The sequence below is a fragment of the Acinetobacter sp. ACNIH1 genome (genome assembly GCF_002934695.1).
GTDB lineage: Bacteria > Pseudomonadota > Gammaproteobacteria > Pseudomonadales > Moraxellaceae > Acinetobacter > Acinetobacter variabilis.
The window spans coordinates 603258-616128 of record NZ_CP026420.1; the positions used below are offsets into that span (position 1 = coordinate 603258).

The 12871-nt window shown below is 42.4% G+C and carries 16 protein-coding genes, 1 tRNA gene and 1 other RNA gene; 10 read left to right on the forward strand and 8 right to left on the reverse strand.

Going from position 1 to position 12871, the window contains the following annotated elements; translation table 11 throughout:
* Positions 1-9: 9 nt before the first annotated feature.
* Entirely contained in the window at positions 10-486 is a 477-nt protein-coding gene (smpB, locus tag C3F22_RS03040) for an SsrA-binding protein SmpB (RefSeq protein WP_004784822.1), read from the reverse strand.
* A 138-nt stretch (positions 487-624) separates the two neighbouring features.
* Between smpB and coaD the strand changes: the two genes are divergently transcribed.
* From coaD to C3F22_RS18475, 6 genes are all read left to right on the forward strand, one after another.
* Positions 625-1116, forward strand: a complete 492-nt coding sequence (gene coaD / locus C3F22_RS03045; protein WP_034701644.1) for a pantetheine-phosphate adenylyltransferase — start codon at positions 625-627, stop codon at positions 1114-1116.
* Position 1117: 1 nt separating this feature from the next.
* Positions 1118-1381, forward strand: a complete 264-nt coding sequence (locus C3F22_RS03050; protein ID WP_034434081.1) for a YfhL family 4Fe-4S dicluster ferredoxin — start codon at positions 1118-1120, stop codon at positions 1379-1381.
* Between the two features lie 26 nt (positions 1382-1407).
* An RNA gene (gene rnpB, locus C3F22_RS03055) (RNase P RNA component class A) lies at positions 1408-1785 on the forward strand.
* A gap of 72 nt (positions 1786-1857) precedes the next feature.
* Positions 1858-1934: transfer RNA gene (locus tag C3F22_RS03060), tRNA-Met, on the forward strand.
* A gap of 99 nt (positions 1935-2033) precedes the next feature.
* A complete protein-coding gene (locus tag C3F22_RS18470; protein ID WP_227504403.1) occupies positions 2034-2219 on the forward strand; it encodes a hypothetical protein in 186 nt (61 codons plus the stop codon).
* A 53-nt stretch (positions 2220-2272) separates the two neighbouring features.
* Complete coding sequence (locus C3F22_RS18475) at positions 2273-2767, forward strand: hypothetical protein (protein WP_227504404.1); 495 nt, start codon at positions 2273-2275, stop codon at positions 2765-2767.
* A 9-nt stretch (positions 2768-2776) separates the two neighbouring features.
* Here the strand turns inward: C3F22_RS18475 and C3F22_RS03070 are convergent, their stop codons facing one another.
* Positions 2777-3400 (reverse strand): CatB-related O-acetyltransferase, encoded by a 624-nt coding sequence (locus C3F22_RS03070; RefSeq protein ID WP_034170171.1) that lies wholly within the window; start codon positions 3398-3400, stop codon positions 2777-2779.
* 106 nt (positions 3401-3506) lie between these two features.
* Entirely contained in the window at positions 3507-3911 is a 405-nt protein-coding gene (locus C3F22_RS03075; protein ID WP_034701376.1) for a RidA family protein, read from the reverse strand.
* Positions 3912-4049: 138 nt separating this feature from the next.
* On the opposite strand from C3F22_RS03075, the gene C3F22_RS03080 reads away from it, so the two are divergent.
* The gene (locus C3F22_RS03080; protein ID WP_034170173.1) at positions 4050-4631 is read left to right on the forward strand and encodes a TetR/AcrR family transcriptional regulator; all 582 of its coding nucleotides are present in this window, start codon (positions 4050-4052) and stop codon (positions 4629-4631) included.
* 78 nt (positions 4632-4709) lie between these two features.
* Here the strand turns inward: C3F22_RS03080 and greA are convergent, their stop codons facing one another.
* The 3 genes from greA to carA form a co-directional block, all read right to left on the reverse strand.
* The gene (greA, locus tag C3F22_RS03085) at positions 4710-5186 is read right to left on the reverse strand and encodes a transcription elongation factor GreA (RefSeq protein WP_005236827.1); all 477 of its coding nucleotides are present in this window, start codon (positions 5184-5186) and stop codon (positions 4710-4712) included.
* Positions 5187-5271: 85 nt separating this feature from the next.
* On the reverse strand, positions 5272-8502 hold the full coding sequence (carB, locus tag C3F22_RS03090) for a carbamoyl-phosphate synthase large subunit (protein WP_034701372.1): 3231 nt from the start codon (positions 8500-8502) through the stop codon (positions 5272-5274).
* A gap of 13 nt (positions 8503-8515) precedes the next feature.
* On the reverse strand, positions 8516-9655 hold the full coding sequence (gene carA / locus C3F22_RS03095; RefSeq protein ID WP_034170175.1) for a glutamine-hydrolyzing carbamoyl-phosphate synthase small subunit: 1140 nt from the start codon (positions 9653-9655) through the stop codon (positions 8516-8518).
* A gap of 310 nt (positions 9656-9965) precedes the next feature.
* Between carA and C3F22_RS03100 the strand changes: the two genes are divergently transcribed.
* A complete protein-coding gene (locus C3F22_RS03100) occupies positions 9966-10454 on the forward strand; it encodes a hypothetical protein (RefSeq protein ID WP_034170176.1) in 489 nt (162 codons plus the stop codon).
* Positions 10455-10555: 101 nt separating this feature from the next.
* Entirely contained in the window at positions 10556-10780 is a 225-nt protein-coding gene (locus C3F22_RS03105; RefSeq protein WP_004784802.1) for a hypothetical protein, read from the forward strand.
* Positions 10781-11056: 276 nt separating this feature from the next.
* Here C3F22_RS03105 and C3F22_RS03110 read toward each other — a convergent pair whose 3' ends face one another.
* Both C3F22_RS03110 and yhbY read right to left on the reverse strand, forming a co-directional pair.
* Positions 11057-11596 (reverse strand): DOMON-like domain-containing protein, encoded by a 540-nt coding sequence (locus C3F22_RS03110; RefSeq protein WP_034170177.1) that lies wholly within the window; start codon positions 11594-11596, stop codon positions 11057-11059.
* 11 nt (positions 11597-11607) lie between these two features.
* Positions 11608-11931 (reverse strand): ribosome assembly RNA-binding protein YhbY, encoded by a 324-nt coding sequence (gene yhbY / locus C3F22_RS03115; RefSeq protein ID WP_004784797.1) that lies wholly within the window; start codon positions 11929-11931, stop codon positions 11608-11610.
* A 196-nt stretch (positions 11932-12127) separates the two neighbouring features.
* Between yhbY and rlmE the strand changes: the two genes are divergently transcribed.
* Positions 12128-12778, forward strand: coding sequence for a 23S rRNA (uridine(2552)-2'-O)-methyltransferase RlmE (gene rlmE / locus C3F22_RS03120; RefSeq protein WP_004784794.1), 651 nt, complete (start codon positions 12128-12130; stop codon positions 12776-12778).
* Positions 12779-12871: the final 93 nt, after the last annotated feature.

Sequence of the window (12871 nt, forward strand, 5' to 3'; positions counted from 1 at the left end):
TTGCTGGCATTATTTATGGAAAATACGCGCTTTATCACGTTGCCAGTCACGGTCTTTTTCAGATGCACGCTTGTCGTGTAACTGTTTACCTTTTACCAACGCAATTTCCAGCTTGGCATGCGGGCCTTTCCAGTAACAGGCCAGTGGTACACAGGAATAACCTTTCTGGTTGATCGCGCCCATGAGTTTTTCAATTTCACGGCGTTTCAGCAGCAGTTTACGGGTACGCGTCGCTTCAGGGACAACATGGGTAGATGCACTCAGTAAAGGCTGAATCTGTGCGCCGAACAGGAAGGCTTCACCATTTTTAAAGGTGATATAGCTCTCCACAATACTCATACGACCGGCACGCAGGGATTTTACTTCCCAGCCTTGCAAGGAAAGTCCAGCTTCAAATTTTTCTTCAATAAAATAATCGTGACGGGCACGTTTGTTCAGAGCAATCGTTCCGCCGTTATTTTTTTTAACTACAGTTGCTTTCGCCATAATCAGACACTTCCAAAGTTACAGCTATTGTACCGTAACTTTTATTGAGTTGAAGTGTTTAAATTGATGGAGTTTCTTCACTAAAAAATGAAGATTTTGTTAAAATGGAAACTTACACAATAAACAGAGTACAAATGGATGACTAAAACTCGTGTAATTTATCCGGGAACTTTTGATCCGATCACCAATGGCCACATTGATTTGGTGACCCGCGCAGCAAAGATGTTTGATGAAGTTGTAGTTGCGATTGCAATCGGACATCACAAAAACCCGGTATTTAGTCTGGAAGAACGAGTTGAACTGGCCCAAACGTCATTAAGCCATTTGAACAATGTTGAATTTGTAGGATTTGATGGCCTGCTGGTGAACTTCTTCCGCGAGCAGAATGCTACCGCGGTATTGCGTGGTTTACGTGCAGTGTCCGATTTTGAGTATGAATTTCAGTTGGCCAATATGAACCGTCAGCTGGATTCACATTTTGAAGCGGTATTTTTAACCCCTTCAGAACAGTATTCCTTTATTTCATCCACTCTGGTGCGTGAAATTGCCCGCTTGAGAGGGGATGTAACCAAGTTTGTTCCGCCAAACGTGGTTGCTGCCTTCGAGCGTAAACTTCAACAAGGTTGGTAGCGTGTCTTTATATATCACCGATGAATGCATCAACTGTGATGTCTGTGAACCTGTATGCCCGAATGAGGCAATTTATATGGGGGAGCTCATTTACGAGATCAATCCTGATCTGTGTACCGAGTGCGTCGGACATCATGATAAACCGCAGTGTCAGTTATTCTGTCCTGTAGACTGTATCCCGCTTGATCCAAACCATGCAGAGACGCAGGAACAGCTTCAAGCCAAGTATGAAAAACTGACTGCTCAAAAAACATCAAGCAATTAGTTGCCAGATTTGATACTATGCGGCTCGAAGTGAGCCAGACGATCGCTGCTGTGGAGATCTCCGTGATTGAAGCAGGGGAGGAAAGTCCGGGCTTCATAGGGCAAGGTGCCAGGTAACGCCTGGGCGGCGTGAGCCGACGGAAAGTGCAGCAGAGAGTAGACCGCCTTCATTATGGTGCTGAGCAATCGGAATCGGAGGTAAGGGTGAAAGGGTGCGGTAAGAGCGCACCGCATGACTGGTAACAGTTCATGGCATGGTAAACCCCACCGGAAGCAAGACCAAATAGGGATCCTTTAGGCATGGCCCATGCTGGATCCGGGTAGGTCGCTTGAGCGTATGAGTGATTGTACGCCTAGAGGAATGATCGTTCTCGACAGAACCCGGCTTATCGGCTCACTTCACCAAATTTTGATCAATCAGTGCATTATGGGGTTGACGTTTTTTTTAGAAAAACTCATAATGCGCGCACAGTTTAAGGCTATGTAGCTCAGTTGGTTAGAGCACCGCACTCATAATGCGGGGGTCACAAGTTCAAGTCTCGTCATAGCCACCATATTCAAAAAAACCCACTCCGATTGAGTGGGTTTTTTTATGCCTTTAAAAATTAAAATGATAAGATGAGTGGAAAATAAGTAACTGAATTTTAAAAATAATGAATCAAAATTTTATTAAGTGGATTAAAGAAAATATTGGAAGTTGTTTGTCATGGGCAATAACTTTTGGTTGGTTAATCTTTATCTATTTTAAAATTCATAATGGTTTGCTGCCTAAAGATCTAAATGAGTTTGGAAATTTTATAGCAGGTGCTTTTGCGCCACTTGCATTTTTTGGTTGGTAAGGGGGTTTTATCAGCAAGGCGAGGGCTTAAAGCAAAATTCTGAAGCTTTGAAGATGCAAGCGATTGAATTACAGAAAACTAGTGTTGCACTAAACTTACAGATAGAAGAAATGCAAAAAACAGTTGAACAGCAAAAATTATTAGCAGAATATCAACGTCTTGAAATTGAGGATAAACATCAGTCAATAAATCCAATTCTTACAATAACTTTTACTGTGCAAGAACAATCACATAAATACTACTTAGACTTTAGAGTTAATAATGTTACAGATAATCCAGCTAAAAATTTAACATTATTTCCTGATTTAGAAAACAATATTAATTATTCATCAATAATCAAATCTTACTTTGAAAAAAAATATATGCACATTACTGATGAATTGAGTGAGACTGAGGAGGAATTATTTGATCAAGGTGCTGTATGTGTTAGAAATATACTTCTAACCTATGAAAATATATATTCAAGAAAGTTTAGTGAAAAATTTAAAATTACTTTCCGTAAGGATGTAGACTCAAAGATATTGACAGAGGTTTGTATTGTTGAGTAAATTATTTTCTTAAACTTTATTTATGAATTTTATCAATAATTCAACATCATTCGTCTGCAATTGTTCACGCATCTTTAAAAACTGCTTTTCATCTAAGTCATAGAGCTTAAGTGAAAGCAGTTTTTCTATATCTTCTTCAGGGAAACGATATTTAATAATTTTCGCAGGTACGCCACCGACAACAGCATAAGGTGGCACATCTTTCGTTACTACAGCACCTGTTGCCACCACAGCACCTTCGCCAAGCGTTACACCTTGCATGATCATGGCACGAGAGCCAATCCAGCAACCATCACCAATAACAGTATCACCCGCAGGCACAAAACTGCGTGTATCGAATGGAAACGCAGAAATCCAGTCGGTACGGTGTAACTGGTTGCCACCCATCATAATCACGCATTCTGCACCAAAGCAGACAAAATTACCGATATAAAGCTGGTCAATCGGTTTCTCTGGTGTGGCTGGCTTGTCATGCAGATAACGCACCACACAACGCTCAAAACCTTGATCCCAATAGGCTGAGTAATAACTGTAATTGCCCTTAATATGAATATTTGGATTCTTCACCGTTTTTGATATGAACTCAAATTCACACCAGTGATTCACAGGAGAATTAATTAACTTTTCAGCCATAAGGGGGATACAAAAAATAGTGAATAAGAAATTATACCTAATCGGCGTTTAAACTTGCTGAATAATATCTAAAAGACGCTCAAGCGACTGCGAATAACGCAAATGATTAGACTGGTGTGGATGCTGTAGGAATACGAGCAATCACTTTAATTTCAAAATCAAAACCTGCTAACCACGTGACACCTACTGCTGTCCAGTTAGGATAAGGCTTCTCTGTAAATATCCGACTTTTCACTTTCATGATGCTTTCGAACTGCCGTTCCAGATCAGTATGAAAAGTTGTGACATCGACAATATCATCGAAAGTACAGCCAGCTGCAGCCAATGTAGCAGCCAAGTTTTCAAAGGCTCGTTTTACCTGTTTCTCAAAGTTAGGTTCAGGACTACCATCTTCACGGCTACCAACCTGACCGGATACAAATAATAAATCTTCTGATTTGATGGCAGCAGAATAACCATGCTGTTCATACAGGGCATGGCGATCTTGGGGAAATATTGCAGTTCTAGTCATGATAATCCTCGCTCAATTTTAATTTATACGTATTTTAGGAAGCAATTCAAATCTTCACATACGCCTCGTATGTTAAAATAATTGACATACGAGGCGTATGTCAATTAAAATTTTTCACAATGCTGGTGGAAACAACATATGTCTGTACGTGAACAAAAAATGGCGGAAACCCGCAAAAAACTCATAGAAGTCGCACGATGTGCATTTGCTGAATACGGTTATGCGGATACTTCAATGGATAAGCTCACGGCAGAAGCAGGGCTGACCCGGGGTGCGCTATACCATCATTTTGGAGATAAAAAAGGCTTGTTTGCCGCCGTGGTCGATCAGATTGATTCAGAAATGGCTGAATATGCCGGGCAACATCTGGAGCAGCCTAATGATCTATGGGAAGGATTGATGCTTGAAGGGCGTACTTATATTGAAAATGCTTTGAATGCTGAGTTTCAACAGATTGTGCTACGTGATGGTCCGGCAGTATTAGGGGATCCCGCACATTGGCCAAGTCAAAGTAAATGCCTGCAGTCGACACGTGAATGTGTAGAACAGTTACTGGCTGAAGATAGATTGAAACCAGTTGATGCACTTGCTGCGGCAGTCTTGCTAAATGGTGCAGCAATGAATGCAGCACTATGGGTTGCTTCAAGTGAGGATCCTGCACAGGTCTTATCTCAGGCTTTACAGGCATTTGAAGCCTTGGCGTCTGGCTTCTTAAAATAAAGCCGATAGAAATTTCTAGACTCAATAAAAAAACCCCTCATCTGAGGGGTCTTACAGCCTAAAATATCTATTTAAAAATTAGATATATTCAACGCTTACGATTTCGTATTCAACTTCACCTTGTGGAGTTACGATTTTCACATCGTCGCCTTCGTTTTTACCCAGCAGGCCACGCGCAATCGGAGAGTTCACAGAGATCTTGTTAATCTTAAAGTCTGCTTCGTCATCGCCCACGATTTTGTAAGTTTTGCGCTCTTCAGTGTCCAGATTCTCAATAGTCACAGTGACACCAAAAACTACACGACCATTTTGCTCCAGTTCTTTAACATCAATCACCTGGCAAGCGCCCAGTTTACCTTCGATGTCCTGAATACGGCCTTCACAGAAACCTTGCTGCTCACGCGCAGCATGATATTCCGCGTTTTCTTTTAAATCCCCATGCTCACGTGCCTCTGCAATCGCTGCAGTAATACGTGGACGATCCACAGTTTTCAGTTGGTGTAATTCTTTCTCTAAGGCAAGTTTGCCTTCGGGAGTCATAGGATAACGTTGCATAGTTGTCCCTCAGTAATAAAAATGAAAGTCTATAAATGAAAAAAAGCCCGCCACCGAGAAGGTGACGGGACTTCTCAGTAACGAATTAACCTACTGTTAAATCTTGCAAACGATATACATCCATTGGCAATTTAATTGCTAAAGCTTGGCATACAGCATCAGCACCATTCAAGGTAGTTGTGTTATACACTTTACCTTGTAGCGCTGAACGACGGATCGAGAATGAATCTTCCTGCGCTTTTTTACCTTCAGTCGTATTGATTACAAGGTGGATTTCGCCGTTTTTAATACGGTCCACAATGTTTGGACGACCTTCAGTTACTTTGTTTACGCGTTCACATTCAAGACCAGCTTCGCTAATCACTTTAAATGTACCATCAGTTGCAAGAATCTTGAAGCCTAGGTCAATCAATTGTTTCGCAATGCCTGCTGCACGAGGTTTATCTGAGTCACGTACAGAAATAAATGCGTGTTTCACTTCACCTTCTGTCGGAAGACCAGGTAGACGTTCGTTCGCACCTAGAACAGCTTTATAAAATGCTTCACCGAATGTTTTACCAACTCCCATCACTTCGCCAGTCGATTTCATCTCAGGGCCAAGGATCGGATCAACACCAGGGAATTTGTTGAATGGGAACACTGCTTCTTTTACAGAGAAGTGTTCAGGGATAATCTCTGAAGTGAATCCTTGAGATTCTAGAGATTGACCCGCCATACAACGTGCAGCCACTTTCGCTAAAGATTCGCCGATACACTTAGAAACGAACGGCACAGTACGTGATGCACGTGGGTTCACTTCCAGGATGTAAACGTCTTTGCCTTTAACTGCAAACTGAACGTTCATCAAACCGATTACGCCAAGTTCTTTTGCCATTGCAATTGTCTGACGACGCATTTCGTCCTGAATCTCTTTAGACAAAGAATAAGGAGGAATCGAACATGCTGAGTCACCTGAGTGAATACCTGCTTGTTCAATGTGCTGCATGATGCCGCCAATTACTACGTCTTTACCGTCAGATACGCAGTCTACGTCAACTTCAATTGCATCATCCAGGAAGCGGTCAAGCAGAACAGGTGCTTCGTTTGATGCTTGAACCGCATCACGTAAGTAACGTTTGAGTTCTTCGTCGTTGTACACGATTTCCATCGCACGACCACCAAGGACGTAAGAAGGACGTACAACAAGTGGATAGCCTACTTTAGATGCTTCAGCCATACCTTCTTCAGCAGATTTTACGATGCTGTTATTTGGTTGACGAAGTTGCAGACGTTGAATCATTTGCTGGAAACGTTCACGGTCTTCTGCGCGGTCAATCGCATCAGGAGATGTACCAATGATTGGCGCACCCGCTTCTTCTAAAGCACGAGCCAGTTTCAAAGGTGTTTGACCACCGTACTGTACGATAATGCCTTTTGGCTTCTCGATACGTACGATTTCAAGAACGTCTTCAAGTGTAATTGGTTCGAAGTACAAACGGTCAGATGTGTCGTAATCCGTAGAAACAGTTTCAGGGTTACAGTTCACCATGATGGTTTCATAGCCGTCTTCACGCATTGCAAGGGCAGCGTGTACACAGCAGTAATCGAATTCGATCCCTTGACCGATACGGTTAGGGCCGCCACCAATCACAATGATCTTGTCGCGGTTAGACGGATTAGATTCACACTCTTCATCATAAGTTGAGTACATATAAGCAGTATCAGATTCGAATTCTGCAGCACATGTATCCACACGTTTGTAGACTGGAGTGACGCCCAGGTTCCAACGGTGTTTACGGAATTGTTTTTGTGAAATGCCCATCAAGTCCGCAATGCGAAGATCTGATAAGCCTTTACGTTTGAATGCACGGATGTTGTCTGCGTTCAAGTCGCCAAAACCTAAAGTTTTGATCTGGTTTTCAGTTTTGATGATGTCTTCGATTTGAATCAAGAACCAGCGGTCAATGTTCGTTGCAGCGAATACTTCGTCTAAAGTAAAGCCGTGACGGAATGCGTCGCCCACGTACCAAATACGCTCAGGACCTGGCACTTTAAGCTCTTGCAAGATTTTGTCGCGCGCGCCTTCAGCACCCACTTCAATTTTTTCGTCAAAACCAGAAGCGCCCACTTCAAGACCACGAAGCGCTTTTTGCATAGACTCCTGGAAGTTACGACCAATGGCCATCACTTCACCCACAGATTTCATCTGTGTTGTCAAAGTTGCATCAGCTTGTGGGAATTTTTCAAAGTTGAAACGAGGAATTTTGGTTACAACGTAGTCGATTGCAGGTTCGAATGATGCAGGTGTTGTACCGCCAGTGATGTCGTTTTTCAACTCATCAAGCGTATAACCCACAGCCAGTTTCGCTGCGATTTTCGCAATCGGGAAACCTGTTGCTTTAGATGCAAGAGCAGATGAACGAGAAACACGCGGGTTCATCTCGATCACAACCATACGGCCGTCTTTCGGGTTAATACCGAACTGAACGTTAGAACCACCTGTTTCTACACCAATTTCACGAAGTACAGCTAGAGAAGCGTTACGTAGTAACTGGAATTCTTTATCTGTAAGCGTTTGCGCAGGCGCAACAGTGATCGAGTCACCTGTGTGCACGCCCATTGGGTCGAAGTTTTCAATGGTACATACAATGATACAGTTGTCGTTTTTGTCACGAACAACTTCCATTTCGTATTCTTTCCAGCCAATCAATGATTCATCGATCAATAACTGGTGAGTAGGAGAGAGGTCGAAACCGCGTTCACAGATTTCCAGGAATTCTTCACGGTTGTAAGCAATACCACCGCCTGAACCACCCATAGTGAATGATGGACGGATAATCACAGGGAAGCCGAAGCGCGCTTGAATCTCAAGTGCTTCTTCCATAGATTCAGCAATAGCCGCTTTTGGACACTCGAGACCAATTTTACGCATTGCTTCGTCAAACAGTTTACGGTCTTCTGCTTTTTCGATCGCTTCTTTGGTCGCGCCGATCAGCTCAACGTTGTATTTTTCAAGAATACCGTTGGCATCCAGTGCAAGGGCACAGTTCAGTGCAGTCTGGCCACCCATCGTTGGAAGGACAGCATCTGGACGTTCTTTTTCAATGATTGCTGCAACAGTCTGCCAGGTAATCGGTTCGATATACGTCGCATCTGCCATTGCAGGGTCGGTCATAATGGTGGCTGGGTTAGAGTTCACCAGAATAACGCGGTAGCCTTCTTCACGAAGCGCTTTACATGCTTGAGCACCTGAGTAGTCAAACTCACATGCTTGACCGATGACGATCGGACCAGCACCAATGATCAAGATGCTTTTAATGTCAGTACGTTTAGCCATGATGCTTCCTTAGTTACTTCTTAGATGCTTCGATAAGTTCGATGAAATGATCGAACAATGGTGCGCAGTCATGTGGACCAGGGCTTGCTTCAGGGTGACCCTGGAAGCTGAACGCAGGTTTGTCTGTACGATGGATACCTTGGTTTGTACCATCAAACAGTGAGCGATGAGTCACACGCAATACCGCAGGCAAGGTGCTTTCATCCACTGCGAAGCCGTGGTTTTGAGAAGTAATCATCACTGTACCAGTTTCGATGTTCTGTACAGGATGGTTAGCGCCATGGTGACCGTGCGGCATTTTTACCGTTTTAGCACCCGATGCAAGAGCAAGAATCTGGTGACCCAAGCAGATACCAAATACTGGAATTTCAGTTGTTTCAACAATTGTTTTTACAGCTTCAATTGCGTAGTCACATGCAGCTGGATCGCCAGGACCATTTGACAGGAATACGCCATCTGGATTTAACGCAAGTACTTTTTCAGCAGGAGTTTGTGCAGGCACCACAGTCAATTTACAGCCGCGGTCTGCGAGCATACGCAAGATGTTGGTTTTGACACCGTAGTCGTATGCAACCACATGGAATTTAAGTTCAGGTTGAGTAAAGCCTTTGCCAAGTGCCCATGAGCCTTCAGTCCATTCGAAACCGCTCGGATCACAGCATTCTTTCGCAAGGTCTAAACCACTTAAACCACCGAATGCACGTGCTTTTTCGACTGCTTCTTCTTCAGTGATGTTTTCACCCGCAAGGATACAACCGTTTTGTGCACCTTTATCACGCAAAATTCGAGTTAATCGTCGCGTGTCGATGTCAGCAATGGCAACTACATTGTGCTGTTTTAAATAATCACCAAGTGATTGATTCGCACGGAAGTTACTATGTAGTAAAGGAAGGTCGCGGATAATTAAACCGTTTGCCCATACTTTATGAATACGACCTGATTCAGCGTCTTCTTCGTTGCAACCTGTGTTACCGATATGTGGGTAAGTCAGCGTTACAAGCTGCTGTGCATAACTAGGATCAGTCAAAATTTCTTGATAGCCAGTCATGGCAGTGTTGAAAACGACTTCACCAGTCGTACAACCCGATGCGCCAATTGAAGTACCTTTAAAGATAGTTCCGTCGGCAAGGGCTAAAATTGCTGGGGTGCTCAAACCAAAGCTCCTGAAATTTAGGCTGTAAAAAAGCGAGTAGACGAAAAAAAAGGAAGGTTAATTTTTAAACCTACCCTCCTATGTCTGCTCGCTTGAACTTAACACGGCATTATACGCAGAACCACCCCCCAAGTCCAATAGCTTTGCAGCAAAAGTATGAGATAAATGGCTTGCTTTTTGCTTGAAAGTCTGTTTTACGAACAACGTAAAAAAATGTAAGCAATTAAGAATTGTCTAACAAATCAAATCTTAATTTTTATCAAAACTACTAATATGGATGAGTCGTAATATAATTATAGGAATAAGACACATGACTACAGCAGCGAAATCTTCCCAATCCAAGAAAAAGATCAATACCGTGGTTTCAGAAACGACTGAACAGCTTGAAAAAGTAGCAGCTGAGGCCAAAGAACAGGTGGTAGAAACTATCGAAGAAAGCAAAGAGAAACTTGAAGTCGAAGCGAAACAGCTGGGTGATACTGTGCAGGAACAGTTACGCCAGTTAAAACAGGATCTGTTACAACGGATCGATACTCTGAAAGAGCAGTTTTTTGGTTCGCAAAAAGAACTGACTGAATTAACCAGTTTTATCAAAACCGAATTTACCGCAGTGATTGAAGACTTATCCAATATGGGTAAAGAACTGAAAGAAGATGTCAGCCAGATCTCGACCAAACATAAAGAGCATCTGACTGGTACATTCAAGCGCTCAAAAGACAGCACCATTGAAGTCCTGAAAAAGGTCAAACCCATGGTAAAAGCTGAAAGTTCAGAAAAAAGCCTTGAGCTGAAGAGTTAAGGGAATACGCTGACTAAAATTGCATGAAAGGAGAACTAGATATGTTCTCCTTTGTCTTTTTGAGGCAAACGGACTCACAATAATAATGAAAGGGGGTCACGATGCAGCAGCATTATTTTGCAGGTGTACTTGGTTTACTGACGCTGATTATGATGCTTAATCTGGAAAGTTGGTTGATGCGTGCACTTTATCTGGGTGTGATGATGTTATGCTTGGGATTCTTTGGACTAACTTTTGGAACGATTATCCTGATCATCTTCACGTTAACTATAATTTTTTATGCCGCGGTAAAATCAGTGCAGGACAATTACCGCTTACATCACTAAAATGTCGAAAACAATTAAAACGAACTCTTAGTCTATCAGCTTAAATATCGTTTAAATTATTATTAAAGTAGCCAACCCTAAGTATAGAGAGCAGGCTAGTTGTATCAATTTAATTTTGACCTGAATCCATGTAATGAAAATACAGGTAAATATTTTCCTCAAGCTATAACAGCGAGCTTTGAACGGATGAGCCGGAAAAGCCCATAAAAAAACGTGAGACTTTAATGCTCACGTTTTTTAATATCTTTTTTATCCAGTAAATGCTTTTAATCTGCATTAAAAGACATGCAGCCAATCCCGTTTATTGTGGAAGTCTGCTTCTGGACTGCTGTGCTGCATTGCAAAGTATTGATCACCTTGTGAGGTTTTTAATACTGCTGTCAGACCAATAAACAGGTCTGCCCATTTAAGTTTGTGCTCAACCATAAACTCGGTCAGATCCAGACTGACATTAAGGCCATAATGGGTGCGTTTAAGCTGATTCAGTTCGATATCGTATGCAGCAGGTGGCGGCATATCTTCCGGATAGCGATATTCCTCAAACTGATAGGCTTGCCAGGCCTGAGAAGGGGAGAGATTGATTTCGCGATAATAATCTTCACCCTGAACCCCGATAAAGATTTCAAAGCAGGTCTGTTCCCACAAAAAATCACGACGGGGATGTGCAGTAACCATTTCTGGCCACAGCACGTACTGGTTGGGATCGCGCAACCAAAATCCGACATTCAAGCTGCATGGATTTTGCTGTTCGATGGCACCGACCAATGAGATTGCCTGAAAACGGCGATCAAATGCGCTGAGTTCGTAACTGGCCATAAATCCTGTACTTAGTTAGAAAGATGGGCAAAACGGACAAGATTGGATAACTTCTGGTTTTGCTTTGGAGCTTTCTTGTAAAGCAGCGCAATTTTACCAATAGTTTGTACCACTTCAGCACCTGTAGTTTCTGAAAGTTCAGCAATGAGTGCTGCACGTGCTTCACGGTCTTCAGCCACCACTTTTACTTTAATGAGTTCGTGATCATTAAGGGCACGATTTAGCTCTTCAACTACAGATTCAGTTAAGCCTTTGTCACCAAGCATTACAACCGGGTTTAATGCATGTCCAATTTGACGTAAACGCTTACGTTCCTGAATAGATAAAGACGCCATGAGAGATAACCTAATTTTTAAAACGGCTTAGTATAGCAAAAGCGAAAAACAAACGCTGTAAATTCTCAGGAAATAATCACTTGTAAATAATCGCAAATCACACCGGAATACTCAGATTTAGATACACATGTATACTGCAAAAAATGTGTTTTTCACGTACAATGAATCATTAGAAGTTTTTTTTATTTAGAGAGTTATGGCAACACGCATTACCAACCAAAAGTTATCTAAAAGTAGTCGTGCGTGGATGAGAGAGCATCTTGATGACTTTTATGTGAAAAAAGCACAAAAAGAAGGTTATCGTGCCCGTGCTGCGTACAAGTTGCTAGAAATTCAGGAAAAATACGGCATTATCAAACCCGGCATGACTGTAGTGGACTTAGGTGCTGCCCCAGGAAGCTGGTCCCAGATTGCCGGAAAACTGGTCGGTGATAAAGGTCTGGTGATTGCATCAGACATCTTAGAAATGGATGCGCTACCTGATGTGACTTTCTTGCAGGGCGATTTCCGTGAACAAGAAGTATTCGATAAATTGTTAAATATTTTAAACGGACGCACAGTAGACGTTGTAATTTCAGATATGGCCCCCAATACATCAGGTAATAGAGCTGTAGATCAACCACGTCAGATTTATTTATGTGAACTTGCTCTGGATTTTGCCAACAAGGTACTCGGTCCGAAAGGACAGTTTGTAGTGAAAGTATTCCAGGGTTCAGGTTTTGATGAATTTCGTAAAGAAGTCGTTAACAGTTTTGATGTATTGAAGACGATTAAACCTGCTGCATCACGTGCCCGTTCGAAAGAAGTGTTTTTGGTCGGACAGGGACGCAAGAAGGCTTTGAAATAAAGTTTACTTGCCAACACGTTAAAAATTGTGCATTTTGTAGGTTTTTACATTATTGCAAATTGATTTGCAGCTTATTGATTTGCAGCTTATTGA

What these genes read in the sequence shown, in the direction of transcription:
- C3F22_RS18475 (WP_227504404.1), top strand. Translation starts at nt 2,273, where the DNA reads ATGCAAGCGATTGAATTACAGAAAACTAGTGTTGCACTAAACTTACAG.
- coaD (WP_034701644.1), top strand. Translation starts at nt 625, where the DNA reads ATGACTAAAACTCGTGTAATTTATCCGGGAACTTTTGATCCGATCACC.
- C3F22_RS03105 (WP_004784802.1), top strand. Translation starts at nt 10,556, where the DNA reads ATGCAGCAGCATTATTTTGCAGGTGTACTTGGTTTACTGACGCTGATT.
- rlmE (WP_004784794.1), top strand. Translation starts at nt 12,128, where the DNA reads ATGGCAACACGCATTACCAACCAAAAGTTATCTAAAAGTAGTCGTGCG.
- C3F22_RS03075 (WP_034701376.1), bottom strand. Translation starts at nt 3,911, where the DNA reads ATGACTAGAACTGCAATATTTCCCCAAGATCGCCATGCCCTGTATGAA.
- yhbY (WP_004784797.1), bottom strand. Translation starts at nt 11,931, where the DNA reads ATGGCGTCTTTATCTATTCAGGAACGTAAGCGTTTACGTCAAATTGGA.
- C3F22_RS03080 (WP_034170173.1), top strand. Translation starts at nt 4,050, where the DNA reads ATGTCTGTACGTGAACAAAAAATGGCGGAAACCCGCAAAAAACTCATA.
- C3F22_RS03100 (WP_034170176.1), top strand. Translation starts at nt 9,966, where the DNA reads ATGACTACAGCAGCGAAATCTTCCCAATCCAAGAAAAAGATCAATACC.
- carB (WP_034701372.1), bottom strand. Translation starts at nt 8,502, where the DNA reads ATGGCTAAACGTACTGACATTAAAAGCATCTTGATCATTGGTGCTGGT.
- C3F22_RS03110 (WP_034170177.1), bottom strand. Translation starts at nt 11,596, where the DNA reads ATGGCCAGTTACGAACTCAGCGCATTTGATCGCCGTTTTCAGGCAATC.
- C3F22_RS03070 (WP_034170171.1), bottom strand. Translation starts at nt 3,400, where the DNA reads ATGGCTGAAAAGTTAATTAATTCTCCTGTGAATCACTGGTGTGAATTT.
- greA (WP_005236827.1), bottom strand. Translation starts at nt 5,186, where the DNA reads ATGCAACGTTATCCTATGACTCCCGAAGGCAAACTTGCCTTAGAGAAA.
- C3F22_RS18470 (WP_227504403.1), top strand. Translation starts at nt 2,034, where the DNA reads ATGAATCAAAATTTTATTAAGTGGATTAAAGAAAATATTGGAAGTTGT.
- smpB (WP_004784822.1), bottom strand. Translation starts at nt 486, where the DNA reads ATGGCGAAAGCAACTGTAGTTAAAAAAAATAACGGCGGAACGATTGCT.